General features: G+C 74.4%; 30 protein-coding genes. 14 read left to right on the top strand and 16 right to left on the bottom strand.

What is annotated here, in order from left to right:
• Positions 1-97: 97 nt before the first annotated feature.
• The 3 genes from FHX32_RS25845 to FHX32_RS25835 are packed head-to-tail and all read right to left on the bottom strand — an operon-like array spanning position 98 to position 1,777.
• Complete coding sequence (locus tag FHX32_RS25845) at positions 98-796, bottom strand: TetR family transcriptional regulator (protein WP_167188427.1); 699 nt, start codon at positions 794-796, stop codon at positions 98-100.
• Complete coding sequence (locus tag FHX32_RS25840) at positions 759-1,250, bottom strand: DCC1-like thiol-disulfide oxidoreductase family protein (protein ID WP_167188424.1); 492 nt, start codon at positions 1,248-1,250, stop codon at positions 759-761. The genes FHX32_RS25845 and FHX32_RS25840 overlap by 38 nt, the downstream gene beginning before the upstream one ends.
• Positions 1,247-1,777, bottom strand: coding sequence for a hypothetical protein (locus tag FHX32_RS25835; RefSeq protein ID WP_167188421.1), 531 nt, complete (start codon positions 1,775-1,777; stop codon positions 1,247-1,249). The genes FHX32_RS25840 and FHX32_RS25835 overlap by 4 nt, the downstream gene beginning before the upstream one ends.
• A 152-nt stretch (positions 1,778-1,929) precedes the next feature.
• On the opposite strand from FHX32_RS25835, the gene FHX32_RS25830 reads away from it, so the two are divergent.
• Positions 1,930-2,223, top strand: coding sequence for an STAS domain-containing protein (locus FHX32_RS25830; protein WP_167188419.1), 294 nt, complete (start codon positions 1,930-1,932; stop codon positions 2,221-2,223).
• Between the two features lie 3 nt (positions 2,224-2,226).
• On the opposite strand, the gene FHX32_RS25825 is transcribed toward FHX32_RS25830, so the two are convergent.
• From FHX32_RS25825 to FHX32_RS25815, 3 genes are all read right to left on the bottom strand, one after another.
• Positions 2,227-2,835 carry a PP2C family protein-serine/threonine phosphatase gene (locus FHX32_RS25825; protein WP_486481350.1) on the bottom strand — a complete coding sequence of 203 codons (609 nt, stop codon included), beginning with the start codon at positions 2,833-2,835 and terminating at the stop codon, positions 2,227-2,229.
• Between the two features lie 80 nt (positions 2,836-2,915).
• Positions 2,916-3,428, bottom strand: a complete 513-nt coding sequence (locus FHX32_RS25820) for a hypothetical protein (RefSeq protein ID WP_167188416.1) — start codon at positions 3,426-3,428, stop codon at positions 2,916-2,918.
• Positions 3,429-3,552: 124 nt separating this feature from the next.
• Complete coding sequence (locus FHX32_RS25815) at positions 3,553-5,004, bottom strand: glycoside hydrolase family 3 N-terminal domain-containing protein (protein WP_167188413.1); 1,452 nt, start codon at positions 5,002-5,004, stop codon at positions 3,553-3,555.
• A gap of 178 nt (positions 5,005-5,182) precedes the next feature.
• Here FHX32_RS25815 and FHX32_RS25810 point away from each other — a divergent pair, with 178 nt between their 5' ends.
• A complete protein-coding gene (locus tag FHX32_RS25810; protein ID WP_167188410.1) occupies positions 5,183-6,358 on the top strand; it encodes an ROK family transcriptional regulator in 1,176 nt (391 codons plus the stop codon).
• Positions 6,359-6,535: 177 nt separating this feature from the next.
• Here the strand turns inward: FHX32_RS25810 and FHX32_RS25805 are convergent, their stop codons facing one another.
• Both FHX32_RS25805 and FHX32_RS25800 read right to left on the bottom strand, forming a co-directional pair.
• Positions 6,536-7,549, bottom strand: a complete 1,014-nt coding sequence (locus FHX32_RS25805; RefSeq protein ID WP_167188407.1) for an ABC transporter permease subunit — start codon at positions 7,547-7,549, stop codon at positions 6,536-6,538.
• Positions 7,546-8,571: an ATP-binding cassette domain-containing protein gene (locus tag FHX32_RS25800; protein WP_167188404.1), complete on the bottom strand. Its 1,026-nt coding sequence runs from the start codon at positions 8,569-8,571 to the stop codon at positions 7,546-7,548. The genes FHX32_RS25805 and FHX32_RS25800 overlap by 4 nt, the downstream gene beginning before the upstream one ends.
• A 131-nt stretch (positions 8,572-8,702) precedes the next feature.
• Between FHX32_RS25800 and FHX32_RS25795 the strand changes: the two genes are divergently transcribed.
• A complete protein-coding gene (locus tag FHX32_RS25795) occupies positions 8,703-9,545 on the top strand; it encodes an ABC transporter ATP-binding protein (protein ID WP_167188401.1) in 843 nt (280 codons plus the stop codon).
• Positions 9,546-9,567: 22 nt separating this feature from the next.
• Positions 9,568-10,464, top strand: a complete 897-nt coding sequence (locus FHX32_RS25790) for a ribokinase (RefSeq protein ID WP_167188400.1) — start codon at positions 9,568-9,570, stop codon at positions 10,462-10,464.
• A 78-nt stretch (positions 10,465-10,542) separates the two neighbouring features.
• Here FHX32_RS25790 and FHX32_RS25785 read toward each other — a convergent pair whose 3' ends face one another.
• The gene (locus FHX32_RS25785; RefSeq protein WP_167188398.1) at positions 10,543-11,895 is read right to left on the bottom strand and encodes a BTAD domain-containing putative transcriptional regulator; all 1,353 of its coding nucleotides are present in this window, start codon (positions 11,893-11,895) and stop codon (positions 10,543-10,545) included.
• A 186-nt stretch (positions 11,896-12,081) separates the two neighbouring features.
• On the opposite strand from FHX32_RS25785, the gene FHX32_RS25780 reads away from it, so the two are divergent.
• On the top strand, positions 12,082-12,687 hold the full coding sequence (locus FHX32_RS25780; RefSeq protein ID WP_486481318.1) for a hypothetical protein: 606 nt from the start codon (positions 12,082-12,084) through the stop codon (positions 12,685-12,687).
• Between the two features lie 57 nt (positions 12,688-12,744).
• Here FHX32_RS25780 and ftrA read toward each other — a convergent pair whose 3' ends face one another.
• The gene (ftrA, locus tag FHX32_RS25775) at positions 12,745-13,743 is read right to left on the bottom strand and encodes a transcriptional regulator FtrA (RefSeq protein WP_167188396.1); all 999 of its coding nucleotides are present in this window, start codon (positions 13,741-13,743) and stop codon (positions 12,745-12,747) included.
• Positions 13,744-13,815: 72 nt separating this feature from the next.
• Here ftrA and FHX32_RS25770 point away from each other — a divergent pair, with 72 nt between their 5' ends.
• Positions 13,816-14,274: a rhodanese-like domain-containing protein gene (locus FHX32_RS25770; RefSeq protein ID WP_167188394.1), complete on the top strand. Its 459-nt coding sequence runs from the start codon at positions 13,816-13,818 to the stop codon at positions 14,272-14,274.
• A gap of 7 nt (positions 14,275-14,281) precedes the next feature.
• Here the strand turns inward: FHX32_RS25770 and FHX32_RS25765 are convergent, their stop codons facing one another.
• From FHX32_RS25765 to FHX32_RS25755, 3 genes are all read right to left on the bottom strand, one after another.
• The gene (locus FHX32_RS25765) at positions 14,282-14,998 is read right to left on the bottom strand and encodes a hypothetical protein (protein WP_167188392.1); all 717 of its coding nucleotides are present in this window, start codon (positions 14,996-14,998) and stop codon (positions 14,282-14,284) included.
• 43 nt (positions 14,999-15,041) lie between these two features.
• Positions 15,042-15,524 (bottom strand): DUF6232 family protein, encoded by a 483-nt coding sequence (locus FHX32_RS25760; RefSeq protein WP_167188390.1) that lies wholly within the window; start codon positions 15,522-15,524, stop codon positions 15,042-15,044.
• A gap of 76 nt (positions 15,525-15,600) precedes the next feature.
• Positions 15,601-16,077, bottom strand: a complete 477-nt coding sequence (locus FHX32_RS25755; RefSeq protein ID WP_167188386.1) for a DUF6232 family protein — start codon at positions 16,075-16,077, stop codon at positions 15,601-15,603.
• A gap of 98 nt (positions 16,078-16,175) precedes the next feature.
• Here FHX32_RS25755 and FHX32_RS25750 point away from each other — a divergent pair, with 98 nt between their 5' ends.
• From FHX32_RS25750 to FHX32_RS25735, 4 genes are all read left to right on the top strand, one after another.
• Positions 16,176-16,949, top strand: coding sequence for an enoyl-CoA hydratase-related protein (locus tag FHX32_RS25750; RefSeq protein ID WP_088997912.1), 774 nt, complete (start codon positions 16,176-16,178; stop codon positions 16,947-16,949).
• Positions 16,950-17,052: 103 nt separating this feature from the next.
• A complete protein-coding gene (locus tag FHX32_RS25745; RefSeq protein ID WP_167188383.1) occupies positions 17,053-18,675 on the top strand; it encodes an acetolactate synthase in 1,623 nt (540 codons plus the stop codon).
• Positions 18,676-18,857: 182 nt separating this feature from the next.
• Positions 18,858-19,832 carry an ATP-binding cassette domain-containing protein gene (locus FHX32_RS25740; protein ID WP_167188380.1) on the top strand — a complete coding sequence of 325 codons (975 nt, stop codon included), beginning with the start codon at positions 18,858-18,860 and terminating at the stop codon, positions 19,830-19,832.
• Positions 19,829-20,638: an ABC transporter permease gene (locus FHX32_RS25735; RefSeq protein ID WP_167188377.1), complete on the top strand. Its 810-nt coding sequence runs from the start codon at positions 19,829-19,831 to the stop codon at positions 20,636-20,638. Before FHX32_RS25740 ends, FHX32_RS25735 begins: the two co-directional genes overlap by 4 nt.
• Before the next feature lie 27 nt (positions 20,639-20,665).
• On the opposite strand, the gene FHX32_RS25730 is transcribed toward FHX32_RS25735, so the two are convergent.
• From FHX32_RS25730 to FHX32_RS25720, 3 genes are read right to left on the bottom strand one after another with little or no spacing between them, the layout of a single operon-like run.
• Complete coding sequence (locus FHX32_RS25730; RefSeq protein WP_167188374.1) at positions 20,666-21,073, bottom strand: PLD nuclease N-terminal domain-containing protein; 408 nt, start codon at positions 21,071-21,073, stop codon at positions 20,666-20,668.
• Between the two features lie 27 nt (positions 21,074-21,100).
• Positions 21,101-21,475: a DUF202 domain-containing protein gene (locus tag FHX32_RS25725; RefSeq protein ID WP_486481317.1), complete on the bottom strand. Its 375-nt coding sequence runs from the start codon at positions 21,473-21,475 to the stop codon at positions 21,101-21,103.
• Positions 21,472-21,864 (bottom strand): DUF202 domain-containing protein, encoded by a 393-nt coding sequence (locus FHX32_RS25720; protein ID WP_167188371.1) that lies wholly within the window; start codon positions 21,862-21,864, stop codon positions 21,472-21,474. The genes FHX32_RS25725 and FHX32_RS25720 overlap by 4 nt, the downstream gene beginning before the upstream one ends.
• A 39-nt stretch (positions 21,865-21,903) precedes the next feature.
• On the opposite strand from FHX32_RS25720, the gene FHX32_RS25715 reads away from it, so the two are divergent.
• From FHX32_RS25715 to FHX32_RS25700, 4 genes are all read left to right on the top strand, one after another.
• Entirely contained in the window at positions 21,904-22,701 is a 798-nt protein-coding gene (locus tag FHX32_RS25715; protein WP_167188369.1) for a GNAT family N-acetyltransferase, read from the top strand.
• A complete protein-coding gene (locus FHX32_RS25710) occupies positions 22,698-23,111 on the top strand; it encodes a hypothetical protein (RefSeq protein WP_486481316.1) in 414 nt (137 codons plus the stop codon). Before FHX32_RS25715 ends, FHX32_RS25710 begins: the two co-directional genes overlap by 4 nt.
• A gap of 383 nt (positions 23,112-23,494) precedes the next feature.
• Positions 23,495-24,274, top strand: coding sequence for an electron transfer flavoprotein subunit beta/FixA family protein (locus tag FHX32_RS25705; RefSeq protein ID WP_167188363.1), 780 nt, complete (start codon positions 23,495-23,497; stop codon positions 24,272-24,274).
• Positions 24,275-24,285: 11 nt separating this feature from the next.
• Entirely contained in the window at positions 24,286-25,245 is a 960-nt protein-coding gene (locus tag FHX32_RS25700; RefSeq protein ID WP_167188360.1) for an electron transfer flavoprotein subunit alpha/FixB family protein, read from the top strand.
• Positions 25,246-25,389 lie beyond the last annotated feature (144 nt).

The raw sequence follows: 25,389 nt of genomic DNA, 5'->3' as shown, positions 1-25,389 counted from the left end.
GTATCGACAGGCTCGACGGCAAGATGTCAGCGCTTGTCGTGGAGTGTCGAATAGCGGACTTGACCTGGAGCGGAGTCGACGAGTCCGGCCCGGCCGCTCAGTGACGCAGCGTACGAATCAGATCGAGGACCTGGCGGGTGACCGGGCGGAGCACCCGCAGCCGGGACAGCGCCACCAGCCGGTCGATGAGCGGCACCGCCCCGTCGATCAGCTGCCGGGTTCGGGCCTGTCCCGGCGACCGGTCGTAGACCCAGTAGAGGATCACCCCCATGTACGCCAGCCAGAGCAGCTCCGGCAACTGGGGGCGCAGCTCGGCGTCCACCTTGGCCGCGGAGCCGTCCAGCACCTCGGCGAAGAGCGCGACCGCCGCCTGGCGCGGCGCCGAGGACTCCGCCGAGAACGGGCTCAGCGGGGAGGTCGGCTCCGCGGCCGTCTTGAAGAAGCTGGCGGCGAAGTCGTGCGAGGGGGTGAGCACGTCGATGCCGGCGTGCAGCACCCCGGCGAGCCGGGCGGCGAAGTCGGACTCGCGGTCGAGCACCGGCTGGGCCGCCGCCCGGTGCTCGACCTGTGCACGGGCGTAGAACTCCTGGATCAGATGGTCCTTGGAGCCGAAGTAGTAGTAGGCGTTGCCCACCGCCACCCCGGCCTCCTGGGCGATCGCGCGCATGGTGGTCTGGGCGTACCCGCGCTCGCGGAACAGCCGCATCGCGGTGTCCAGGATGAGCTGCCGCGTCTGCTCGCCGCGGGCGGTCGCCGGCTCACCCGCAGCGGTCGTCGGCGCAGTCTGCTCGGTCATCGGGGCCACCGTAACCCGGCGGGTCGTGCGTCGGCTCCGGCCACGGCTCGCGGACCCGCTCGCGTACCGCCGAGGCGACCGCCACCACCCGCCGGGCCAGCGGGAGCAGGTGCGGGCGGGCCAGCCGCTCGGCCGTCGACCGGTGCTCGGCCAGCGCCCACAGGCAGGCGAACCAGGCGCCGTCGCCCGCGTACACCGCGCCGGTGTCCGCGATGACGGTGAGGTCGCGCAGCGTCGCGGCGTGATCCAGGCCGGGGAAGCGCCGCCGGGCCTCCGCCGAGCCGGCCGGCACGAACTCCAGCGGTACGAGCTGTGGCCGGGACGCCAGCCAGGCGCGCGCGGCCCGGCACAGTGAGCAGTGCGCGTCGAACAGGACGGTGAACCCCCGGATGCCACCACCGGAGTGCGTGGTGGCATCCGGGAGGCCCTGCGCTCCGGCGGGCGGGACGGTCATCGCGCCGACTGGGGAGCGGTCGGGCCGGCGCCCGGCTGGCCGCCGCCCGCCGGACCGGGCTGGGGGCGCGGGCCGCCGGCGTACGGGCCGGCGTGCGGCTGCGGGCCGACCGGGTGGCCGGCGTGCGGTGCGGGCGTCATCGGCAGCTGGCCGACCGGGGCGAGCGGGGGGTGGGTGGCGAACTGGCGCAGCCGGCCCCGGCGGTACCGGTTGAGCGCGAAGACGTTGAAGAAGTGCAGCGCGCCGAGCACCAGCAGCACCAGGCCGACCTTGAGCGACAGCTCCTCCATCGCGGCGCTGGTCGTCCGCACCGGGTCGGGGTGCCGCATGGCCACCGTGACGTAGCCGAGGTTGAGCAGGTAGAAGCCGACCACCAGCAGGCTGTTCACCGCCTTGGCGAGACGCTCGTCGGCGAACACCTCCTCGAGGAAGACCAGCCCGTTGCGGGAGAGCGCCCGGGCCACCCAGATGGTCAGCCCGATGCTGATCGCCAGGTAGACCAGGTACATCCAGACCTTCGTGTCCATCCTGAACCTCTCTTGAACGCGTTCAAATCGACTGGGCTCAGCGTAGGCGATGAGTTGAACACGTTCAAGACTGCGGCGACGAATGGCACTCGACCGCGGGCTGGGTATGGTCGGCTGGCACCGGCACGGGCGCCGGGCTCCCTGGTGAGGCGGTGGATGACGTGCGGGCGCAGGACGCGGAGCGGCGGCAGGTGGTGCTGCGTTCGGCCGATGTCGACGAGGTCCTCGTCGATCTGGCCGGCGTCGCGTTCCTCGACTCCAGCGGGGTTCGCGTGCTGGTCCACGGCGCGGTGGTGGCCCGGGAACGCGGCGTGACGCTCCGGGTGGCCCGGCCGCTGCCGGTGGTGGCCCGGGTGCTGCGGATCACCTCGGTCGATGCCCTGCTCGGGTTGACCGACGGGGGCGCCGAGGACCACTCCGGCCAGGGCTTGCAGGCGCTGGACTGACAGTCAGGGTTCGACGTTCGCGGACGCCTCGGCCGACCACTCGACCAGCAGCGGCGTGGCGTCGTCGCGGTCCGGCCCGCCCAGGTGCTCGGTGAGCGCGCGGCTCAGCCGGCGCAGGATCTCGGCCGCCGGCCGGCCGGAGCTGATCTGGCGCTCGACGAGATCGGTCAGCCTGGGCAGGCCGAACAGTTCGCCGCTCGTACCGCGCGCCTCGGTGACCCCGTCGGTGTGCAACAGCAGCCGGTCGCCCCGCTCCAGCCGGGTCTGCGCCGCCACGGTCTGGTCGGCCAGGCCGAGCGGGAGGCGCCGGCCGCCGGTCAGCTCCCGCACCGCCCGCCCGCCACGCAGCAGCAGCGGCGGCGGGTGCCCGGCGACGACGTACCTGAGCAGGCCGGTGCGGGTGTCGAACTCGGCCAGCACCCCGGTGACGAAGCGGGCGTCGCGCCACTGGCTCGCGATGGCGGTGTCCACCGAGCGGGCCAGCCCGGGCAGGTCGCTGCCGGCCCGCCGCGCCGCACGCAGCGCGGAGAGCGCGACCGAGGTGGTGGGCACCGCCGGCAGGCCGCGGCCGACCCCGTCCAGGATCGCCAGGGTGAGGACACCGCCGTCCAGGGCGTAGTCGAACGCGTCCCCGCCGACCTCGTAGCAGGGTTCGAGCAGGGCGGTGATCGCGGTGCCCGGGGCGGCGAAGGTCAGCGGCGGGAGCAGTTTGCCAGAGCAGCTCGGCGGAGACCGCCATCGGCCGGCTGCGCCGGGCCCGGCTCAGGGTGTCGCCGTACGCGATCTTGCTCGTCACCAGGTGCCCGATCAGGCCGGCGATCAGCCGGCGAGCCGTCCTGGAACGACGGCTCGGACGGGTCGGTGCCGGCCGCCGGGAATACCTCCAGCAGGCCCAGCCGGTCGGTGCCGTTCACGATCGGCATCCAGAGCCGGGGTGGCGGCCCGTGTCCGATGCGCGGCTCGACATGGGTGAAGGCGCGACCGGCCGGGCTGGTGTCGATCGGCAGGGCGTCCGGCGTCGGGCGGCCCGGCTCGGGCAGCGGACGCAGGTCGCACCGCTCGGCGTCGACCAGGTAGACGGTGGCCGTGGCGCCCTGCGGCCGCAGTACGGCGCCGACCGCCACCGCCAGCTCGTCCGGCGGCAGCCGGTGCGACCGGGACACGAGGTCGGCCAGTGCCCGGTGCCAGGAGTCGGTAGCGGTCATCCGATTCGCATACCCCGCGTCGGCCCGGTCAATGCCGCCCGGCCCGGGTCCTCCCGGTCCCGGGCCTTCCCGGCCTGCCCGCCTGGTCCGCCCGCCCGGCGGGCATGATCCGCCGGCCCCGGCGTCAGCCGGTCAGGCGGAGGGCCTCGGCGGCGGCCCGGCCGTTGGCGTGGCTGGCGCCGTAGGTGGTGACGAAGGCCCGGACGCCGGCTGGCCGCCAGCTCGCCGGCCAACCCATCTCGACCACGGTCACCGGGTGCTCGGCGGCCAGCGCGGTGACCAGCTCGGGACCGCCGGGCAGCCGGTGGAGGTGCCGGCCGACCAGCACGATCGGCCGGGACCCGGCGAGCCCGCGCAGGGTGGCCGGTTCGGTCTCCGCGGCGACCACCCGGATCTCCTCGGCGTCGGCCAGGTGCGGCCCGAGTCCCCAGGGCACCCGGCCCTCGGCGATGGTGGAGGCGGCGTGCAACTGGACCACCAGCGGCCGGTCCAGGTCGGTGAGGGTGCCCTCCACCCGGACGGCGCGGCGCGCCGCCGCGTACCCCAGATCGGTGGCGGCGGCGGAGATCCCGCCGGCGGTTCCGGTCCAGGCGGCCAGCTCGGCGGCCCGACCGGCGGCCTCCTCCACCCGGGAACGGTCCAGCCGGCCGTCGCCCAGCGCCGCGACGATCTCGGCGACCACCCGCTCGACCAGCTCGGCGTCGACCTGGGCGCCGATGCAGAGCAGGTCGGCGCCGGCGGCGAGGGCCCGGACGGCGGCCGGCCCCACCCCGCCCGCGGCGATCGCGGCGCCCTTCATCTCCAGCGCGTCGGTGATCACCGTGCCGGTGAAGCCGTACTCGCCGCGCAGCAGGTCCACCAGGACGGCCCGGCTGAAGGTGGCCGGGCCGTCGCCGGTCAGCGCGGGTACCCGGATGTGCGCGGTCATCACCGCCCGGGTGCCGGCGGCGACCACCGCGGCGAACGGGGGCAGGTCGCGCTCCCGCAGCACCTCGACCGGCACGTCCACGGTGGGCAGCTCGTGGTGCGAGTCGGCGATCGTGGCGCCGTGCCCGGGGAAGTGCTTGGCGCAGGCGGCGACGCCGGCCGCCTGGAGCCCGGCCACCGCGGCGGAGGAGTGCGCGGCGACCCGGATCGGATCGGCGCCGAACGAGCGGGTGCCGATCACCGGGTTCTCGTCGGCGGTGTTGACGTCGACCGTGGGCGCGAGGTTCACCGTGATACCGAGCGCGGACAGCTCCGCCCCGATGGCCTCGTAGACGCGCCGGGTCAGCGCCACGTCGCCGACCGCGCCGAGCGCCGCGTTGCCGGGATAGGGGCTGCCGGTGGCGTGGGCGAGCCGGGTGACGTCGCCGCCCTCCTCGTCGATGGCGATCAGCACGTCGGCACGGCCGGCCCGTAGCGCGGCGGTGCTGGCCGCCACCTGCGCGGGGTTGTGCACGTTCATGCCGAACAGGGTGTGCCCGGCGAGCCCCTCGGCGACCAGGTCCACCGCCCAGTCCGGCGGCACCGGGCCCGGGTACGCGGCCAGCAGCGTGCCGAGCGCGAGCCGGCGCAGTCCTGGATCGAGCCCCACGTGATCTCCCCTTCCGGTGCCCGGACGGCACGGACGTCGTGACGGAGGCGGCCGTCCCGGCGGTGGAGCGGTGCCGGGTCGTCCGAGTTCTCCGGTGCCGGGTGGCCGATACGCTACGGCTACCCGCTCACCGGTCGGTTTACAGTTAGCAAAGTTTATAGAAGCAGAAGGACGTGGCATGAGTGCGACCCGGTTGCCCGGCACCCCCCGCCTGCTGCGGGCGCTCAACGACCGCGCCGCGCTGGAACTGCTGCTCGAGCAGGGGCCGCTGACCCGGGCCCGGCTCGGCGAGCTGACCGGGTTGTCCAAGGTCACCGCCTCCCAACTGGTCGAGCGGCTGGAGGAGCGGGGGCTGGTCACCCGGGTCGGCGAGCAGGCCGGCGGGCGGGGACCGAACGCCCAGCTCTACGCGGTGCGGCCGGGCAGCGCGCACGTGGTCGGGGTGGACGTCGGCCCCGACCGGGTGGTCGCCGCCTGCGCGGACATCACCGGCGCGGTGATCGGCCGGGTCGAGCAGTCCACCCGGGACACCGACGACCCGGTCGGCGTGGTGCACAACGCGGTGGTCCAGGCGGCCAGCAGCGCGCAGGCCCAGCTGTCGAGTGTCCGGCGGATCGTGCTCGGCACCCCCGGCCTGGTCGACCCGGCCACCGGCGACATCACCTTCGCCTTCAACCTGCCGCGCTGGCACAGCGGCCTGCTCGGCGCGCTCCGCGACGACCTGCACACCCCGGTGGTCTTCGAGAACGACGTCAACCTGGCCGCGGTGGCCGAGGCGCAGTCCGGCGCCGCCCGCGGGGTGACCGACTTCGTGCTGGTCTGGGTCGGCGCGGGTGTCGGTCTGGCGATCATGCTCGGCGGGCGGCTGCACCACGGCAGCAGCGGCGCCGCGGGCGAGATCGGCTACCTGCCGGTGCCCGGCGCGCCCATCCCGCGTGACGTGTCCCGCCGGGCCAAGCCGGCCTTCCAGCAGCTGGTCGGTGGGGACGCGGTGCGCGCGCTGGCCCGCGAGCACGGCTACCCCGACGACAGCGCCACCGCGGCGGTGCGCGCGGCGATCGCGGACGGCGCGGCGGGCGGCCCGATGCTCGACGAGCTCGCCCGCCGGCTGGCGCTCGGTGTGGCCAGCACCTGCGTGGTGCTGGACCCGCCGCTGGTGGTACTCGCCGGCGATGTCGGCCAGGCGGGCGGCACGGCGCTGGCCCAGCGGGTGCAGCACGAGGTGGCGGCGATCACCCTGGTGCGGCCCCGGGTGGTGCCGACCGGGCTGACCGAGGAGCCGATCCTCAACGGCGCGCTGCGGACCGCGCTGGACGCCGTCCGCGACGAGGTCTTCGGTTCCACCGTCGGCTGATCCGGCGCCCCGGTCGGCCCCCGCTCCGGGCGGTGGCGTCGCGGCGGCGCGGGACGCCGCGCCCGCCTCGGCGGGGCGTGCGTGGTCGCCCGCGCCGTCCGTCATGTGAAGGAATTCTTCACTATCGGTCGGGGTGCTGCAAGGTCTTGCCGCACCCCGACCGATGGTCCGGCCAGCTCAGATCAGATCCCGCCGGCGGAACAGGGTGAAGGCCGCCGCGGTGAGCGCGGCGGTCAGCGTGACCAGTACGACCAGCGCCGGCGCCCAGGTCAGCGCGTAGAAGCCGTCGCAGCTGCCGTCGAAGACACCGGCGCAGGCCTGGTTGTCCCAGAACTCCGCCCGCCCGGTCAGCCAGGCGGCCAGGTGGCTGGAGAGCATCAGCTGGTCGGGCCGGGCCACCTCCAGGATCTCGAACACCAGCCGGGCGCCCAGCTCCCACACCACCAGGTACGCGGCGACCGCGCCGAGCGCTGCCGAGGTGTGCCGGCCCAGCGTGGCGATGGCGAAGCCGAGCGCCGTGGCCAGCAGCACCAGCACCAGCCCACGACCCCAGATCGTCCCCAGCGACCGCCAGAACTCGTCGTCGAGATGGCCCGGCTGCCCGGCGGCCTGCCCGATGAACCAGAAGGTGCCCAGGTACGCCACCGAGGCGACCAGCGACAGCGCCAGCACCCCGCCGAGCAGGGTGCCCAGCTTGGCGCCGAGCACCGTCATCCGGCGGGGCCGCCACAGCAGCAGGTTGACCACGCCGCCCGAGTTGAGGTCGGCGCCGATGTAGGAGGCGCCGACCAGGAAGCCGAAGAGAACCAGGAAGGCGATCAGGAAGTAGAGCAGCGGCCGGGCCTCCGTGGCGAAGGTGAACACCCCGACCAGGTAGTCGGCGGCCACCGGCAGCCGCTCCCGCAGCGCCGGGTCCACCTCGCTGCAGTTGGGCGGGTAGTACTGGTCGGCCTGCTCCGGCGGCAGCACACCACGCTCGCGGGCGAGGCACTGCTCGTGGATGACTTCCAGGTTGCGCCGCTCCTCGGCCGCCTGCCGCTGCGCCTCGGCCAGTTCGGTGGCGGTGGGCCGGTGCGAGCCGGCCAGGGTGGTCGCCGCGGTGACGCCGAAGGCCAGCACCAGCAGGACGATCATGAGCTGGACGAAGCGCCGGGCGCTCAGCCGCTCCAGTTCGGCACGGACCAGGTTCACGCGTCCACTCCTCTGGTCTCGCCGACCCCCGCGTCGAGGTCGATCGTCGCGTCCCGCGTCGGGCGGTCGGGCAGCACCGAGTCGTCCACCTGCCGGGGCACCCCCGGATGCCCCGCCGTACCGGTCAGCTCCAGGAAGACGCTCTCCAGGTCCGGCCGCAGCGGGGTCAGCTCGCCCACCCACAGGCCCTGCTCACCGAGGGTGCGGCTGACCACGGTCGGATCGGTCACGTCGGCCACGGTCAGGTGGTCGTCGTGCGCGGTGGCGGCCAGCCCGGCGGCGCCGAGCAGCTCGACCGCCCGCGCCGGCTCGGCCACCCGGACCAGGAACTCGTGCCGGTCGAAGCCGGCCAGCACCTCGTCCACCCGGCCGGCCGCCACCCGCCGGCCCCGGGAGATGATCGTGACGTGGTCGCAGATCAGCTGGATCTCGGCCAGGATGTGGCTGGACACCAGCACGGTCACCCCGGCCGCGGCCAGCGACCGCATCAGGTCCCGCATCTCCCGGATGCCGGCCGGGTCCAGCCCGTTCGCCGGCTCGTCGAGGATCAGCAGCTCCGGGTCCTTGAGCAGGGCGGAGGCGACCGCGAGGCGCTGCTTCATGCCCAGCGAGTAGCCCTTGACCCGCTCGTGGCCGCGGTCGTACAGGCCGACCTGGGCCAGCACCTCGTCGACCCGGGAGACCGGAACGCCGCCGGCCCGGGCGAGCAGCCGCAGCGTGCGGTGGGCGGTGAAGTTGCCGAAGAACTGCGGGCTCTCCACGATCGCCCCGACCCGCCCGGACACCCGGGGCAGCTGCTCCGGCGACCGCGCGCCGAGCACCGTCATCCGCCCCGCGTCGGCGCGGACCAGGCCGAGCAGGGCGCGCAGCGTGGTGGTCTTGCCGGAGCCGTTCGGGCCGAGGAAGCCGTGGATCTGACCGGGCTGCACGAGCAGGTCGAAGCCGTCGACCGCGACCCGGCGGCCGTGCCGCAGACTGTGGAAGGTCTTGCGCAGACCCTCGATCTCGATGACCGCGCTCATCCGCGCGGCTCCCTGCTCCGACCGGGCATGAACCGTCCTCCGGGTGGGGTGACCAACGACACGGCGCCCCACCATACGGCCGGCCCGCCGCCCGTGGGGGGCATCGCGGCGCTGCGTGGTTGGATGGTCGGGTGACTGGTGACCTGATCCCCGGCGCCGGCGGCGCCGCACCCGCACCCCCGCCCGTGGACGCGGATCTGGTGGTCAGCCTCGACGGCGTCGGCGTACGCCGGTCCGGCACCGCCCTGCTGCACGACCTCACCTGGCGGGTCGAGCTGGACGAGCGCTGGGTCGTGCTCGGCCCGAACGGCGCCGGCAAGACCACCCTGCTCAACATCGCGGCCGGCCGGCTGCACCCCACCACCGGCGTCGCGCACGTGCTCGGCGAGCGGATCGGCCGTACCGACCTGACCGAGCTGCGTACCCGGATCGGGCTCTCCACCGCGGCGCTCGCCGAGCGGGTGCCCGCCGACGAGCGGGTCACCGACGTGGTGGTCACCGCCGCCTGGTCGGTGGTCGGTCGTTGGCGGGAGAGCTACGACCCCACCGACGAGGCCCGCGCCCGCGCGCTGCTCGGCCAGCTCGGCGTCGGCGGCCTCGCCGAGCGCAGCTACGGCACGCTGTCGGAGGGGGAGCGCAAGCGCGTGCAGATCGCCCGCGCCCTGATGACCGACCCGGAGCTGCTGCTGCTCGACGAGCCCGCGGCCGGGCTCGACCTGGGCGGCCGGGAGGACCTGGTGGCCCGGCTGGCCGAGCTGGCGCAGGACCCGGACGCTCCGGCGATGGTGCTGGTCACCCACCACGTGGAGGAGATCCCGCCCGGCTTCACCCACGCGCTGCTGCTGCGCGAGGGAGGCGTGGTGGCGCAGGGGCTGCTCGGCGAAACGCTCACCGGCGACAACCTCTCGAAGACCTTCGGCCTGCCGCTGGCGGTCCAGCGCTCCGGCGATCGGTACACCGCTCGCGCGGCCTGACACGGCGGTTGAGGAGGCCAGCGTGCGGCAGACCCGGGTCGTCGTGGTCGGCAGCGCCAACATGGACCTGGTGGCCACCGCTCCCGCCCTGCCCCGGCCGGGCGAGACGCTGCTCGGCACGGACTTCGTGACGGTGCCGGGCGGCAAGGGCGCCAACCAGGCGGTCGCCGCCGCCCGGGCCGGCGCCGCCTGCGCCTTCCTCGGCGCGATCGGCTCCGACTCGTTCGGGGTCACCCTGCGGGCCCGGATCACCGCGGCCGGCGTGGACACCAGCCAGCTGCGGGTGGTGTACGGCGCCTCCGGCGTCGCCCTGGTGATGGTGAACGCCGAGGGGGAGAACGCCATCCTGGTCACCCCCGGCGCGAACGGCGCGTTCACCGGGCTCACCGAGGCCGAACTGGCCGCCGTACGTGACGCGGACGTGCTGGTCGCTCAGCTGGAGGTGCCGGTGGAGACGGTGACCGCCGCGGCGGTGGCCGCCCGCGCGGCCGGCACCCGGGTGGTGCTGAACGCGGCGCCGGCCCGGCCGGTGCCCGCCGAGTTGCTGGCCGCGGTGGACCTGCTGGTGGTCAACGAGAACGAGGCGCGAGCGCTGACCGGCCGGGGCCGGGACGAACCGCGCGCCCTGCTCGACCTGGTGCCCCGGGCGGTGCTCACCCTCGGCGCCGAGGGCGCCTGGTACGGCGACCGGGACGGCGCCGACGTGCACGTGCCGGCGGTGAAGGTCGACGTGGTCGACTCGACCGGCGCCGGCGACGCGTTCACCGCCGCCCTCGCGGTCGCCTGGGGCGAGGGCCGGGACCTGGTCGACGCGGTGCGCTGGGCGGCCGCGGCCGGAGCGGCGTGTGCCCGGCGGCTCGGCGCCTCGGTGGCGCTGCCCCGCCGGGCCGAGATCGACGAGCTGTACGTTCCCGCCTGATCAGGTAGGGACCAGGGGCGTCCAGATCCGGTTCGACCCGCGCGGTTCCCGCCACCAGCCTGGCCGGTCCGGACCCGCTCAGGCGCTGCACGGCGCCTGCCCGGCCGAGCGGCCGCAGGTCGCCAGGCTGCACCAGCGGCGTAGGCCGCTCTCGTCGAGGAAGAGCCAGCCGCACCGCTCGTCCGGGCATGCGCGGACGGTGAGTCGACGTGGATCGGCCAGCAGCGCGGCGGCGCTCCATGCCGCGGCGTGCACGGGCAGCCGGAGCCCGGCCGAGAGATCGGGCCACCACCGCCCTCGGCCGTCCGGCTCCCGCCGGAGCACCATCACCTTCGTGGCCGTCTCCGCGGCCCGCGCGACGGCGTCGAAGGCACCTCGGTCCTCCGGATCGGTCAGGCAGGCGTACAGCCGGGTGCGGAGCGCGCGGGCCTCGTCGAGCGCGGCGGCGGCCTCGCCCGGGGTCCGCCGGGCCAGATCGAGCAGTCGCCGCACCGCCACGTCGTCGATCAGTCCCACGTGGCCGGCCCAGACCGCCAGGGTCGGGTAGCCGCGGAGCCACTCCGCCCCCGGCAGCGGTGGCTCGTGTCCCCAGCCGGCGAAGGTGTTGCAGAACTCCAACGCCGGATGCCCGCCGACGCTCCACGGCAGGCTCTCGCCACGCACGCGCACCTCGTAGACGGGCAGGTCGGGCCGGTCGAGCCGGTGGTCGGCACGGAGGATCCGCCGGTGCACCTCCCGCAGCCGCATCCCCGGCTCGACGCCGAGCTCGGCCACGAGCGTCCGCCGGGTCGTCCGGTACAGCTGTAGCGCCTCGGCCTGCCTGCCGGCCCGGTACAGCGCGGTCATCAGCGAGGCGACCAGCCGTTCCCGGGTCGGGTACCGGGTGACCATGGGGGTCAACTCGCTGATCACGCGAACCTGGCGGCCCAGCGCGAGCCGCGCCTCGGCCCGCAGTTCGACGCCGGTGAGCCGGAGCTCCTCGATCGGCCCACCCAGCCGACCGCGCAGCTCGTCGTCGGCCGTGTCGGCGAGCAGCGGCCCCCGCCAGAGCCCCAGCGCCTGGTCGAGCAGCCGTACGCGCTCGGCCGGATCGGCGGTGCCGCTCGCCTGGTGGACGAGACGGCTGAACTCTTCGACGTCGACCCGGTGCCCGTCGGGTTCCACGAGGTAGCCCTCGCCGCGCGTGGTGATCCGGACCCGATGGGGCGCCAGCGACGCGCGGAGCCGGCCGATGTAGGTGTGTACGGCGCCGCGGGCCGAGGCGGGCGGTTGGCCGTGCCACAGCAGCTCGATGAGCCGGTCGGTGCTGACCAGGCGACCCGGGTCGAGCAGGAGGACGCCGAGGATGCACCGTTCCTGCCGGCGGCTGCCGAACTCGACGGGCCGGTCGTCCTGACGCGCTTCGAAGGGGCCGAGCAGTCGGAAGTCCATACCTGGTCAGACCACCTGGCCGTCGTGGACGGTTGCCGGTCCGGTGAGCGGCTGGTGATTTCCCGGGTACCGGCGGGCGGCTCGGCCGGGCGGGGACGGGTGGCCGCGGCCGTGACGGTCAGGACGTGGTCAGTGGCGCCGACGACCCTGGTCCGGTCCGACCGTCCGAGAACAGGTGGAGTGAACATGCGTTGGAGAACGAGTGTCGGAACGGTCCTGGCGGCTGCGATGTTCGTCGGTGGTGGGGCGACGGCGGCGTCCGCCGCTCCCGCCAACCCGCCGACCGTGCCGGCCGAGCTGGCGGCCGCGCCCGCCGGCGCGCCGGCCGAACCGGCGGCCGCGCTCGCCGAGGCGAGCCGGCTCGGCGGCTGGGTGCCGGCGCCGCAGGAGCCGTTCGAACTGCCCGCCGGGGCGCGGTGCGACTTCGCCGTCCGCGTCCAGCCCGTGGTCGACGAGGTACGCAAGCTGGTGCTGGAGACCTATCCGGACGGCTCGCCGAAGCGGGAGATCTACACCGGCGCCCTGATCAGCGAGGTGAAGAACCTGGAGACCGGGGCCACCAGTTTCGCGGACGCCAGTGGTTCCGCGCTCGTCGTCCATGGCACGGACGGCTCGATGACCTGGTACGTGGTCGGGCCGGTGCTGCTCGGCTTCCGGGAGAACGCCGGCTCGCTGCCGCGCGGCCTGTGGCTGGTGGACGGGGTGTTCCGGGTCGAGTTCACCCCGACGTTCGAGAAGACCATCACGATGGTGCACGGCACCACGCACGACGTCTGCACCGACGTGGACTGAGCCCTGCGCCGCCCGGCCGGGGTCCGGCCCGGCCGGGCGGCGCGGCGCCGGCCCGGTTCACGGGGTACCGGGTGGGCGGACCGCCGTGCTCCTTCGGAAGGCCCGGCGGTACGCCGACGGCGACGTGCGCATGGCCCGGCCGAAGTGGTGGCGGTAGGTGACCGGGCTGTCGAACCCGACCGCCGCGGCGATCTCCTCGACCGGCGCGTCGGTGCCCTCCAGCAACGGCAGGCTGGCCCGCACCCGCTGGTCGACCAGCCACCGGATCGGGCTGGTGCCGGTGGCCCGGGCGAAGTGCCGCAGGTAGGTGCGGGGCGACATGTGCGCCTGCCGGGCCAGCCGGTCGACGGTGACCGGCTCCGCCAGGTGCGCCAGCGCCCAGGCGATGCTGCCGGCGATCCGGTCGTCGTCCGGGTCGACGGTCACCGGCGCCTCGATGAACTGGGCCTGGCCGCCGTCGCGGTGCGGCGGGATCACCAGCCGGCGGGCGACCGCGTTGGCGATGGCCGCGCCGTGGTCCCGGCGGACCAGGTGCACGCAGAGGTCCAGGCCGGCCGCGCTGCCGGCACTGGTGAGCAGGTCACCGTCGTCGAGGTAGAGCACGTCCGGGTCCACCTCGACCCGCGGGTGCCGGCGGGCCAGCAGGTCCGCGTACCGCCAGTGGGTGGTGGCCCGCCGGCCGTCCAGCAGCCCGGCGCCGGCGAGGGCGAACGCCCCGGAGCAGATGGACATGATCCGGGCGCCGGCCCGGTGCGCCCGGCGCAGCGCGGCGACCAGTTCCGGCGACGGGGCGGCGGTGACGTCCGGCACCCCGGGGACGATCACCGTCGCGGCGCCGGCCAGCACGTCCAGCCCGTACGGGGTGTGCAGGCTGGCCCCGCCGACGACCGGCACCGGGCCGGGCCGCTCGGCGCAGACGGTCAGCTCGTACCAGTCGACGTCGAACTCGGGCCGGGGCAGCCCGAACACCTCGGTGACGATGCCGGTCTCGAAGACCGACATCCCCGGGTACGCCAGCACGGCGACGCTGCGGTCGGCCGGCGCGCGCAGGGCCATGGCGGGATGTTAGCGCTCGTCGTCGTTCCCGCCACTCGCCCGACCGGACCGTGTCGCCGGAGGATCATCGGCATGACGCAGACCTTCGCCGTACCGGCCGCCGAGCCGGCGGTCGCCGCCGCTCACTTCCTCGCCCGGCTCACCTTCGAGACCGACGTCAGCGACGTGCATGCCGACCTGACCGCCGGGACGCCCGGCTTGGTGGTGGTCGACTCCCGGGGCGCCGCCGCCTGGGCCCAGGGGCACCTGCCCGGCGCGGTGCACCTGCCCACCGCCGAGATCGCCGGGCGGGCCATCGGCCTGGTGCCGGCCGGGTCCCGGGTGGTCACCTACTGCTGGGGTCCGGGCTGCAACGGCGCCACCCGGGCCGCGCTGGAGTTCGCCCGGCTCGGCTTCGCCGTCAAGGAACTGCTCGGCGGGTACGAGTACTGGGTGCGCGAGGGGTTGCCGGTGGTCACCGGGACCGGGCTGACCCGCCGCCCGGTCGACGACCTGACCGCGCCCCGGGCCACCGCCACCTGCGACTGCTGACCGCCGGTCAGCCTTCGGCGTCGTCGGTGAGCTTCTCGCCCCGCCGGCGCAGCATGTTCAGCCCGGGGATGCCGGCCACCGCGAGTTTCAGGTCGCGGGTCACGTCGAGCAGGTCGTGCAGGTCCGGGCCGACCCGGTCCAGGGTGGCCAGGATCGGCAGGATGTCCGAGGTCAGGTGCTGCTTGAGCTTCGGCAGCTCGTCGACGAGCCGGATCGCGGCGCTCACCTCCTCGTGGCTGAGCTGCTCGACGAAACGGTTCGCCATCGGCGCGGCCCGGCGCAGCGCCGGCTCGTACGCGGCCAGCAGTTCGGCCGCGGTGGCCGCCGCCTCCGCGGCGGTGCACACCGTGGCCGTCGCCCGGTCGGCCACCGAGCCGGCCTCGGCGACCACCGTGGCGGCCGCCCGGGCCACCTTGTCGGCCTCGTTGACGACCACCGTGGCCGCGGCGGCCACCTCGGTGGCGTTGTCGATCGCGGTGGTCGCGGCGGCGCTGATCACGGCGACCTCGCGGACCGCGGCCTCGGCGTCGGTGAGCACCCGGTCGGTGCGATCCAGCGTCTGCTCGATCCGGTCGACCACGCCGTTGATCCGCGCCAGCAACGCCTCCACCCCGTCGAGCACCGCGAACGCGCGGACGGGCACGGCGGCGAATGACGCGGCCGAGCCGAGGGCGGAGCGGGTGAGACCGACGACCGCGGCGGGCCGGGGGAGGGGAATCGCCATGGCACCAAGTGTGCGTCGTCGCGGCGAGAACCGCCCGGCGGCGTCAGCCGACCGGCCCGTGCTGCTCGACGGCCCGCTGCACGGCGCGGTAGATCTGGCCGAACCGCAGCGCGTCCGGCGTGCGCAGCAGCATCTCCTCCCGCCCGTGGTGCTGCACCCAGAGCTCGTGCACCCGGTTGCCGCGCTCGTAGGAGCGGTCCAGCCAGCCGAGCGGCACCTCCAGGAACGGGGTCAGGGCCAGCGCGCCGACCGCGCACGCGGCCAGGATGACCAGCGCGAGCTGCCACTCGCCCCGGTCCTGCGCCGACCAGGCCAGCGAGAGCACGCAGACCACCGCGAGCAGCGGCGGCAGCGACAGCAGCAGGACCAGCACGCCCCGGCCGAGCACCCGTCCCCGGACCGCGATCGTGGTCCGCCCGCGGGCATGCCAGACGTACGTCACGTCGGCGATCGCCACGGTATGGCCACCCGCCCGGATCGACTCGGAGGTCACCTGCACCGCGTCGTCCCGGTAATAGAGGGTCATCACTAAGCCTAAGCACTTCCCGGCAACCGGCGCTCCCGCCGCCGGACCGTCGGACGTCCGGGCGCCCGATCGGGTGCTAACCGCGGCGGGCCGCCGCCGGCTGGCTGCGTTCCACCGCCCGCTGCACCGCGCGGTAGATCTGGCCGAAGCGCAGCGCGTCGCCGGTCCGCAGCAGTCGTACCGGGTGGCCGCGCCAGCGCGCCCAGAGCTCCAACTGCCGGCTGCCCCGGGCGTAGGAGCGGTCCAGGTGCTCGAAGAGGAAGTCGGCGACCGGCCCGACGGCGAGCCCGACCAGCACCGAGGCGCCGACGATCGCGATCGTGACGGTGGGCGAGCGGTCCAGCCAGAGCGCCAGCGCGATGCCGAGCGCGGCCGCGACCAGCGGCCCGACCAGCGCCGCGCCGATCGCCCCCCGGCCGGCCAGCACCCGCCAGGACCGGCTGCCGCGCTGGTGCCACACCAGGCTGATCTCGGTGAGCGGAAACGTCCGGCCGTCCACCCGTACGGCGGTGGAGGTGACCCGGACCGACCTGTCGTCGTAGTACGTGATCATCGCTGGACTCCCGGAGCGGGGCTGATACCAGACTACTTGCCCAAACGCGTCGGGCCGTAAGGTTGGCACGCGACTTCGACGAGGAAGTGAGGGTGCGCGTGAGCGAGTTCGTGCGGCTGGAGACCAAGGACGGGATCGGCACCATCCGCCTGGAGCGGCCACCGATGAACGCGTTGAACACCCAGGTGCAGGAGGAGTTGCGCGCCGCCGCGACGGCGGCCACCGCCGACCCGGGTGTCCGCGCGGTCATCGTGTACGGCGGGGAGAAGGTCTTCGCCGCCGGCGCGGACATCAAGGAGATGGCCGACATGTCCTACGTGGACATGGCGGCGCGGGCGGCCGACCTGTCCAGCGCGCTCGGCGCGATCGCCCGGATCCCCAAGCCGGTCGTCGCGGCGATCACCGGTTACGCCCTCGGCGGCGGCTGCGAACTGGCGCTGGCCTGCGACTGGCGGGTGGTGGCCGAGGACGCCAAGCTGGGCCAGCCCGAGATCAAGCTCGGCATCATCCCCGGGGCCGGCGGCACCCAGCGGCTGGCGCGGCTGGTCGGCCCGGCCCGGGCCAAGGATCTGATCATGTCCGGCCGGATGGTGGACGCCCAGGAGGCGCTGCGGATCGGCCTGGCCGACCGGGTCGCCCCGGCCGCCGAGGTCTACGACACGGCTGTCGAGCTGGTGCGCCCGTACCTCACCGGCCCGGTGCAGGCGCTGCGCGCGGCGAAGCTCGCCGTCGACGGCGGCCTGGACATGGACCTCAACTCCGGCCTGGCCTGGGAGAGCCAGCTCTTCGCGGCGCTGTTCGCCACCGACGACCGGCGCGAGGGCATGGCCGCCTTCGTGGCGAAGCGCAAGCCGGACTTCACCGGCCGGTGAACCGGACCGGGTCGGCGGCCCTCGCCGCCGACCCGAAGACGGTTCACATTCGGCCTACCGGCCAGTAGCGTGTGACTCCGGCCGGGCGACGAAGGGAAGCGGCATGACGGAGCGGATCGAAGGTCACGGCGGCGAGCTGGCGCTCGCGGCGCTGCGCGCGTACGGGGTGCGGGAGATGTTCACCCTCTCCGGCGGCCACGTCTTCCCGCTCTACGACGCCGCGCACAAGAACGACTTCCCGATCTACGACGTCCGGCACGAGCAGTCCGCCGTCTTCGCCGCCGAGGCGGTGGCCAAGCTCCAGCGCCGTCCCGGCCTGGCCGTGCTCACCGCCGGCCCCGGCGTCACCAACGGCATCTCGGGCCTGACCAGCGCGTACTTCAACGCGTCGCCAGTGCTGGTGCTGGGCGGCCGGGCCCCGCAGTTCCGCTGGGGTTCCGGCAGCCTGCAGGAGATGGACCACCTGCCGCTGGTCGCCCCGGTCACCAAGCACGCCGAGACGGTGTTCAGCCCCGACGACATCCCGCGCGCGGTGACGGCGGCGCTGACCACCGCTCTCACCCCGCACCGCGGCCCGGTCTTCCTGGACTTCCCGCTGGAGGCGGTCTTCTCGGTCGCCGACGCGGAGCTGCCCGCGCTGCCCGGCATCGCCCCCGTCGAGGCCGACCCGGACGAGGTGCGCACGGCGGCGCAGCTGATTGCGGCGGCGAGCCGCCCGGTGATCATCGCCGGCTCCGACGTCTACGCCGGCGACGCGGTCGACGCGCTGCGCGCCGCGGCCGAGGCGTTGCAGGTGCCGGTCTTCACCAACGGGATGGGCCGGGGTGCGCTGCCGCCCGAGCACCCGCTCGCCTTCGCCAAGGCCCGCCGGGTGGCGCTGAAGGGCGCCGATGTGGTCGTGGTGATCGGCACCCCGCTGGACTTCCGGCTGAGCTTCGGCGACTTCGGCGACGCCACGGTGGTGCACATCGTCGACGCGCCGAGCCAGCGGGCCGGGCACGTGCAGCCGGCCGTCGCCCCCGCCGGCGACCTGCGGCTGACCCTCACCGCGCTGGCCGAGCACCCCGGCGACCGGGCCGACCACGCCGGTTGGATCGCCGAGCTGCGCACCGCCGAGGACGCCGCGAAGGCCCGCGACGCCGAGGAGATGGCCGCCGAGACCGACCCGATCCGCCCGGCCCGGGTCTACGGCGAGCTGCGCAAGGTGCTCGCCCGCGACGCCATCACCATCGGCGACGGCGGCGACTTCGTCTCGTACGCCGGCCGCTACCTGGAGCCGGCGCAGCCCGGCACCTGGCTCGACCCCGGCCCGTACGGCTGCCTCGGCACCGGCATGGGCTACGCGATGGGGGCCCGGGTCAGCCACCCGGACCGGCAGATCTGCGTGCTGATGGGCGACGGCGCGGCCGGCTTCTCGCTGATGGACGTGGAGTCGCTGGCCCGGCAGCAGCTGCCGGTGGTGATCGTGGTCGGCAACAACGGCATCTGGGGGCTGGAGAAGCACCCGATGCGCGCCATGTACGGCTACGACGTCGCCGCCGACCTCCAGCCCGAGCTGCGCTACGACCAGGTGGTCGCGGCGCTCGGCGGCGCCGGCGAGACGGTGGCCAGGGCGGCCGACCTCGGGCCGGCCCTGCAGCGCGCCTTCGACGCCGGGGTGCCGTACCTGGTGAACGTGCTCACCGACCCGGCGGACGCGTACCCCCGCTCGTCGAACCTGGCCTGACACACCGCCCGCCGCCGTCGCCGCCACCCCGGCGACGGCGGCGGGCGCGTTTCACCAGCAGCTGAACGGGCTCTGCCAGCGGCAAAATCAGCGGACCGTCAGCGCCTGTCGCCGTAACGTCAGCGCCGTGGGGGTCAGCGCCGGTCATGGGGGTGCGACCAGCGGACACGACAGGAGTTGCGATGGACCACGCGATCCGCGCGGAGGGTCTGGTGCGCCGCTTCGGCGACACCACCGCCCTCGCCGGAGTCGACCTGGCGGTGCCCACCGGGACGGTCTTCGGCCTGCTCGGCCCGAACGGGGCGGGCAAGACCACCGCGGTGCGGGTGCTCAGCACCCTGCTGCGGGCCGACGAGGGGCACGCCACGGTGGGCGGCTTCGACGTGGTGCGCGACGCCCACCGGGTGCGCCAACTGGTCGGGCTGACCGGGCAGTACGCCTCCGTCGACGAGACGCTCGCCGGCTTCGAGAACCTGCTGCTCATCGGCCGGCTGCTCGGCTTCGGCCGGGCGGACGCCAAGGCCCGCGCCCGCGAGTTGCTGGCCGACTTCCAGCTCAGCGATGCCGCCGACCGGGCCGCCAAGACCTACTCCGGAGGCATGCGCCGGCGGCTCGATCTCGCCGCCAGCCTGGTCGGCCGCCCGCAGGTGCTCTTCCTCGACGAGCCGACCACCGGGCTGGACCCGCGCAGCCGCAACGAGCTGTGGGACATCGTCCGCAACCTGGTCTCCGACGGGGTGACCGTGCTGCTCACCACTCAGTACCTGGAGGAGGCCGACCAGCTGGCCAGCGAGATCGCGGTGGTCGACCACGGCCGGGTGATCGCCCAGGGCACCCCGGAGGAGCTGAAGACCAAGACCGGCGGGCAGACGCTGACCGTCCGCCCCGCCGACTCCGACGACCTGCCCGCAGTGGTGGCCATCGCCGCCGAGGTGGCCGGGGCGGCCCCCGAGGTTGCCCAGACCACGGTCACCGTGCCGGTGAACGACCCGGGTGTGCTGCCCGCCGTGGTTCGTCGGCTCGAAGCGGCCGAGATCGCCGTCGCCGAGCTGGCCCTGCGCGGCGCCAGCCTGGACGAGGTCTTCCTCTCGCTCACCGGCCACCGCGCCGAGTCCGACGCCCCCGCCGGGGCCGATCTGGAAGGGAGCGTGGCATGACCGCCGCCACCGCGACCGCCCCGCTCACCCCGGCGCGCCGGCTCGGCCCGACCGCCGGGCTGCGGCACACCCTCACCCTGGCCTGGCGCAGCCTGGTGCAGATCAAGCACAACCCGATGGAACTGCTCGACCTGAGCATCCAGCCGGTCATGTTCGTGCTGCTCTTCACGTACGTGTTCGGCGGGGCGATCTCCGGCTCGCCGGGGGAATACCTCACCTTCGCGCTGCCCGGCATCATCGTGCAGAACGCCTTCTTCGCCACCATGACCACCGGCTTCGGACTGAACAACGACCTCACCAAGGGCGTGTTCGACCGGCTGCGGGCGCTGCCGATCGCCCGCTGGGCGCCGCTGGCCGGGCGGATCCTCGCCGACACCGTCAAGCAGGCCTGGTCGGTGTCGCTGCTGGTCGGCGTCGGTATGATCCTCGGCTTCCGGCTGGAGAACGGCCTGCTCGGCCTGCTCGGGGCGTTCGCGCTGCTGCTGGCGTTCTCGCTGGCCGCGTCCTGGATCTCGGTGCTGGTCGGGGTGCTGGTCAACGAGCCGGAGAAGGTACAGATCTTCGGCTTCATGGTGATCTTTCCGCTCACCTTCACCAGCAACGCGTTCGTGCCGACCGAGACCATGCCGGGCTGGCTGCAGTCCTGGGTCGAGGTCAACCCGGTGACCATCCTCGCCGACGGGCTGCGCGGCCTGCTGGTCGGCGGCCCGGTGGCCGCGCCGGTGGTGCAGTCGCTGCTCTGGGCGGTCGTCCTCGCCGCGATCTTCGCCCCGCTGGCGGTACGCGGGCTCCGGCGGCGGGTGTGACCAGCGGGTGACCGCCGCCCGGGCCGGCTACGCCGGGGGGCGGTCCTCCTCGCCCTCGCGGCGGCGCAGGTCCTCCTCGCGCCGGCGCAGGTCCTCCTCCCAGCGGCGGAAGAGCTCGGAATCCTGCCGCCGGGAGCGCTCCTCGATCGAGCGCAGGAACTCGGGGTCGTCGTCGGGAGCGACCGGCCGGGCCGGCTTCCGCTCGGCGAAGCCGTTCCCCATCGGCCAGGCCGGCCGGGGGCGGGCGCCCGCGGTCTCCCGGCCGGCGACGAACCAGGCGATCGAGCCGAGCAGCGGGAAGAACAGGATGATCAGCACCCAGGCGATCCGGGGCAGGGCGCGGATCTCGCCCTCCTCGGCGGACAGGCAGCTGATCAGTGCGCAGACGGCGAGGACGATCTGCGCCAGGAAAAGGAGGACGTACAGCCGGGCCATGGGTCAATGATGACGCACCGGCGCCGATCACCACAGCCCGCGTAGCACCAGCGCGGTGCCGAGCAGCGCGAATCCGGCGGTGGCCAGGGCGACCAGTGGCAGCGTCCGGCCGCCGGTGCGGGTCGGGCCGGCGGCGGCCCGGGGCCAGCAGACGGTGACCGCCGCGCCCCAGCCGAGCAGCGCCAACCCGGCCAGCAGCGCGCCGACCGCGCCGGCGGGGAACGCGAGCCGCAGGGTCAGCAGCATGACCACGGTCAGGGTCAGCGCGGTCCGCTGCCAGGCCAGCCGGGTCCGTTCGGGTTGCAGCCCCGGATCACGCGCCCCGGCCGGTCGGGCCGACGGCGTCGCCGCCCCGGCCGGCAACGGCCGCGGTGGGTCGGGCGGACGGTCGCCGGCGGTCACGGGTTGCCGAACGCCCGGGACAGCACCGCCACCACCAGCAGCACCGCGCCGAAGCCGATGGTCAGGGCGAGCACCGCCGGGAAGCGGGAGGCGGGCAGCTCCTCGCCGAGCCGGATGGCCCGTTCGGTGCGGGCCCAGTGGTCGACGGCGTGCACGGCGACGGCGCCGCCGAGCAGCAGCAGCGCCACGGCGATCAGCTCACGCAGGTGCGCCAGCGGCAGCGGCGGCAGGAACTGTGCGGCGGCCAGCCCGCCGGCCACCAGCGCCAGCCCGGTCCGCAGCCAGGCCAGGAACGTCCGCTCGTTGGCCAGCGAGAACCGGTAGTCCGGGGTGCTACCGACGGACCGCAACTCCCGCGGGTCGAACCACCGCCTGATCGACTGCCACACACTCCGATTATCGGTTGGCGACCGGCCTAGCCTGTACAGGTGACGGATCTTGATGTGACGACCCTGCGGAACGCGTACGACAACCAGCTGCGCGCCGCGGTGCCGGACCCGCTGCCGGCCGGGGTGACGGTGGAGCGGGACGGCCCGCTGGTGCGGATCCTCGGCCTCGACCAGGGCGGTTTCCTCACCTACCGGGACCTCGGCGGGTTGACCGGTGCGGCGCTGGACGAGCTGATCGCCCGCCAGGTGGAGTTCTTCCGGCGCCGGGGCGAGCAGGTCGAGTGGAAGCTGCACGGCCACGACGAGCCCGCGGACCTGCCGGACCGGCTGCGCGCGGCCGGCTTCGCCCCGGAGGAGCTGGAAACCGTGGTGATCGGGCCGGTCGCGCCGTTGGCGGCCGCGCTCCCGGTGCTGCCCGAGGGCGTACGCGTGCGCGAGGTGACCGTCCGGGCGGACCTGGACCGAATCGTGGCGATGGAGGAGGAGGTCTGGCAGGCCGACCGCGGTCACCTGGCCGACGGGCTGGCCAGGGAGATCGCCGCGGACCCGCAGTCGATCACCGTGGTGGTGGCCGAGGCGGCGGACACGGTGGTCTGCGCGGGCTGGGTGCGGTACGTGCCGGAGACCGGTTTCGCCACCCTGTGGGGCGGCTCGACGCTGCCGCAGTGGCGGGGGCGGGGCATCTACCGGGCGCTGGTCACCCACCGGGCCCGGCTGGCCGCCCAGCGCGGCCGGACGCTGTTGCAGGTGGACGCCTCGCCGGACAGCCGGCCGATCCTGGAGCGGCTCGGCCTCGTCCCGGTCACCACCACCACGCCGTACGTCTACACTCCGTGATCATGCAGCAGCGGTTGACGGCCGAGGAGCTTCTCACCCTCAAGACCGGCGCGTTCGGCGCGGTCTTCCTGGTCTCGAACGCCGATCCCGGCATGCTGGCGCTGTTCCGGGAGAGCTTCGCCGCCTCCGGGGCGATGTCGGACGCCAGCGGCGTGGTGAAGGAGGCGCTGACCACCGGTCCGCTGCCGAAGCTACCCCGGGACTCGGCGCTGGAGGTCGAGTCGGTGGTGCTGCCGGCGCTGGGCCGGGCGATGGAGGTCCTCCGCGCGAAGGCGCCGCAGGACGTGCCGGTCTACCGCTCGGTGGTGCTGGCCGCCGCGGAACGGGTGGCCCGGGCCCACCGGGGCGTCGCGCCGGCCGAGGCGGCGGTCATCGACCGGATCAGGGACGCGCTGGGTGAGCCGGCCTGAGCGGGCCGGCGGCGGGCGCGGCCGGTGACCAGAGCGCCCGGACGGCCGCCCGTACGCAGCGGTCGCGGATCCGGCCGCAGGCGCAGCGGTACGACTCGGGCAGGGGCCGCCGGCAGGCGAGCCTGGCCGCCCCCGGCCGCCTCACCGGGCGCTGTCCTGACATGTCGTGATACCTCCCGATTTGCCAGCTTACCCGGCATCCGGGTCGCCGGTGAGCTGTGTCACTCCGAGCGGCCCGAGGAGCCGATGCTACTGGCAGGTAACATGGCGTCGTGGGCAACCGCACAGCAGCCTGCGGTTGACCGGCGTCACCCGACGCGCGAGGCTGCGCCCCAGACCGGGCGAGCGATCGCTACACCAAACAGGAGGGTCGTCGAAGCGCGATGAACATCGTCGTACTCGTCAAGCAGGTGCCCGACTCGGGCGCGGACCGCAACCTGCGTACTGACGACAACACCGTCGACCGCGGTTCGGCGAACAACGTCATCAACGAGATGGACGAGTACGCCATCGAAGAGGCGTTGAAGATCAAGGAGGCGCACGGCGGCGAGGTCACCATCCTGACCATGGGTCCGGACGGGGCGACCGAGTCGATCCGCAAGGCGCTCTCGATGGGCCCGGACAAGGCCGTGCACGTGGTCGACGACGCGCTGCACGGGTCCTGCGCCGTGGCGACCTCGAAGGTGCTCGCCGCCGCGCTGGGCACCCTCAACGCGGACCTGGTCATCTGCGGCGCCGAGTCCACCGACGGTCGGGTCCAGGTGATGCCGCACATGATCGCCGAGCGGCTCGGCGTCGCGGCGCTGACCGGCGCCCGCAAGCTCACCGTCGACGGCGGCACGCTCACCGTCGAGCGGCAGACCGAGGAGGGCTACGAGGTGGTCACCGCCTCGACCCCGGCCGTGGTCTCCGTCTGGGACACCATCAACGAGCCGCGCTACCCGTCCTTCAAGGGCATCATGGCCGCCAAGAAGAAGCCGGTGCAGACGCTCTCCCTCGGTGACCTCGGGGTCGCCCCGGCCGAGGTGGGCTCCGACGGCGCGACCAGCGCCGTGCTGGAGCACAGCAAGCGGCCGCCGCGCTCCGGCGGCGCCAAGATCACCGACGAGGGCGAGGGCGGCGTCAAGCTGGTCGAGTTCCTCGCCACCGAGAAGTTCGTGTGAGGGGTCCGGACATGTCTGAGGTTCTCGTCGTCGTCGAAGCCACCCGGGAATTCGGCGTCAAGAAGGTCACCCTGGAGATGCTCACCCTCGCCCGCGAACTGGGCACGCCCAGCGCGGTGGTGCTCGGCGGCGCCGGTGCGGCCGAGGCGCTGAGCGCCAAGCTGGGCGAGTACGGCGCGGAGAAGATCTACGCCGCGGAGAGCGAGGAGATCGACGGCTACCTGGTGGCGCCCAAGGCCACCGTGCTGGCCGAGCTGGTCAAGCGGGTCGAGCCCGCGGCCGTGCTGCTCGCCTCCTCGCAGGAGGGCAAGGAGATCGCTGCCCGGCTGGCGGTCAAGCTGGACAACGGCATCCTGACCGACGTGGTCGCGCTGGACGCCGACGGCACCGCCACCCAGGTGGCCTTCGCCGGCTCCACCATCGTGAAGTCCAAGGTCACCCGCGGCCTGCCGCTGGTCACCCTCCGGCCGAACTCGGTCAACCCGGTGCCGGCCGCCGCCACCCCGGCGGTCGAGCAGCTCACCGTCACCGTGACCGACACCGACAAGCTGGCCAAGGTGGTGGACCGGGTCGCCGAACAGAAGGGTTCGCGTCCCGAGCTGACCGAGGCGTCCGTCGTCGTCTCCGGCGGCCGCGGCGTCGGCAACGCCGACAACTTCAAGCTCGTCGAGGAGCTTGCCGACCTGCTCGGCGGCGCGGTCGGCGCGTCCCGGGCAGCGGTGGACTCCGGCTTCTACCCGCACCAGTTCCAGGTGGGCCAGACCGGCAAGACGGTCTCCCCGCAGCTCTACATCGCGCTGGGCATCTCCGGCGCGATCCAGCACCGGGCCGGCATGCAGACCTCGAAGACCATCGTCGCGGTCAACAAGGACGGCGAGGCGCCGATCTTCGAGCTGGCCGACTTCGGCGTGGTGGGTGACCTGTTCAAGGTCGTCCCGCAGGCCGCGGAGGAGATCCGCAAGCGCAAGTGAGCTGAGCACCAGTGTCCGAGGGCCGGGAACCGGTGGTTCCCGGCCCTCGCCGTCCGTCCGACCCGCTCGGAACGGCCCGGCGCGCGCTCCCGGCCTGCGACGATGACTGCGGGACCCCCGCTGTCCCCGCCGGAGACGGACGAG

It is taken from the genome of Micromonospora sp. CNZ280 (genome assembly GCF_011759515.1).
The sequence above is the reverse complement of the archived record's forward strand: the minus strand, read 5'-3'. Positions and strand labels throughout refer to the sequence as shown.

What these genes read in the sequence shown, in the direction of transcription:
- FHX32_RS25845 (WP_167188427.1), bottom strand. Translation starts at nt 796, where the DNA reads ATGACCGAGCAGACTGCGCCGACGACCGCTGCGGGTGAGCCGGCGACC.
- FHX32_RS25840 (WP_167188424.1), bottom strand. Translation starts at nt 1,250, where the DNA reads ATGACCGTCCCGCCCGCCGGAGCGCAGGGCCTCCCGGATGCCACCACG.
- FHX32_RS25835 (WP_167188421.1), bottom strand. Translation starts at nt 1,777, where the DNA reads ATGGACACGAAGGTCTGGATGTACCTGGTCTACCTGGCGATCAGCATC.
- FHX32_RS25820 (WP_167188416.1), bottom strand. Translation starts at nt 3,428, where the DNA reads ATGACCGCTACCGACTCCTGGCACCGGGCACTGGCCGACCTCGTGTCC.
- FHX32_RS25810 (WP_167188410.1), top strand. Translation starts at nt 5,183, where the DNA reads ATGAGTGCGACCCGGTTGCCCGGCACCCCCCGCCTGCTGCGGGCGCTC.
- FHX32_RS25800 (WP_167188404.1), bottom strand. Translation starts at nt 8,571, where the DNA reads ATGAGCGCGGTCATCGAGATCGAGGGTCTGCGCAAGACCTTCCACAGT.
- FHX32_RS25785 (WP_167188398.1), bottom strand. Translation starts at nt 11,895, where the DNA reads ATGGACTTCCGACTGCTCGGCCCCTTCGAAGCGCGTCAGGACGACCGG.
- FHX32_RS25780 (WP_486481318.1), top strand. Translation starts at nt 12,082, where the DNA reads ATGCGTTGGAGAACGAGTGTCGGAACGGTCCTGGCGGCTGCGATGTTC.
- ftrA (WP_167188396.1), bottom strand. Translation starts at nt 13,743, where the DNA reads ATGGCCCTGCGCGCGCCGGCCGACCGCAGCGTCGCCGTGCTGGCGTAC.
- FHX32_RS25770 (WP_167188394.1), top strand. Translation starts at nt 13,816, where the DNA reads ATGACGCAGACCTTCGCCGTACCGGCCGCCGAGCCGGCGGTCGCCGCC.
- FHX32_RS25765 (WP_167188392.1), bottom strand. Translation starts at nt 14,998, where the DNA reads ATGGCGATTCCCCTCCCCCGGCCCGCCGCGGTCGTCGGTCTCACCCGC.
- FHX32_RS25760 (WP_167188390.1), bottom strand. Translation starts at nt 15,524, where the DNA reads ATGACCCTCTATTACCGGGACGACGCGGTGCAGGTGACCTCCGAGTCG.
- FHX32_RS25755 (WP_167188386.1), bottom strand. Translation starts at nt 16,077, where the DNA reads ATGATCACGTACTACGACGACAGGTCGGTCCGGGTCACCTCCACCGCC.
- FHX32_RS25745 (WP_167188383.1), top strand. Translation starts at nt 17,053, where the DNA reads ATGACGGAGCGGATCGAAGGTCACGGCGGCGAGCTGGCGCTCGCGGCG.
- FHX32_RS25740 (WP_167188380.1), top strand. Translation starts at nt 18,858, where the DNA reads ATGGACCACGCGATCCGCGCGGAGGGTCTGGTGCGCCGCTTCGGCGAC.
- FHX32_RS25735 (WP_167188377.1), top strand. Translation starts at nt 19,829, where the DNA reads ATGACCGCCGCCACCGCGACCGCCCCGCTCACCCCGGCGCGCCGGCTC.
- FHX32_RS25730 (WP_167188374.1), bottom strand. Translation starts at nt 21,073, where the DNA reads ATGGCCCGGCTGTACGTCCTCCTTTTCCTGGCGCAGATCGTCCTCGCC.
- FHX32_RS25705 (WP_167188363.1), top strand. Translation starts at nt 23,495, where the DNA reads ATGAACATCGTCGTACTCGTCAAGCAGGTGCCCGACTCGGGCGCGGAC.
- FHX32_RS25700 (WP_167188360.1), top strand. Translation starts at nt 24,286, where the DNA reads ATGTCTGAGGTTCTCGTCGTCGTCGAAGCCACCCGGGAATTCGGCGTC.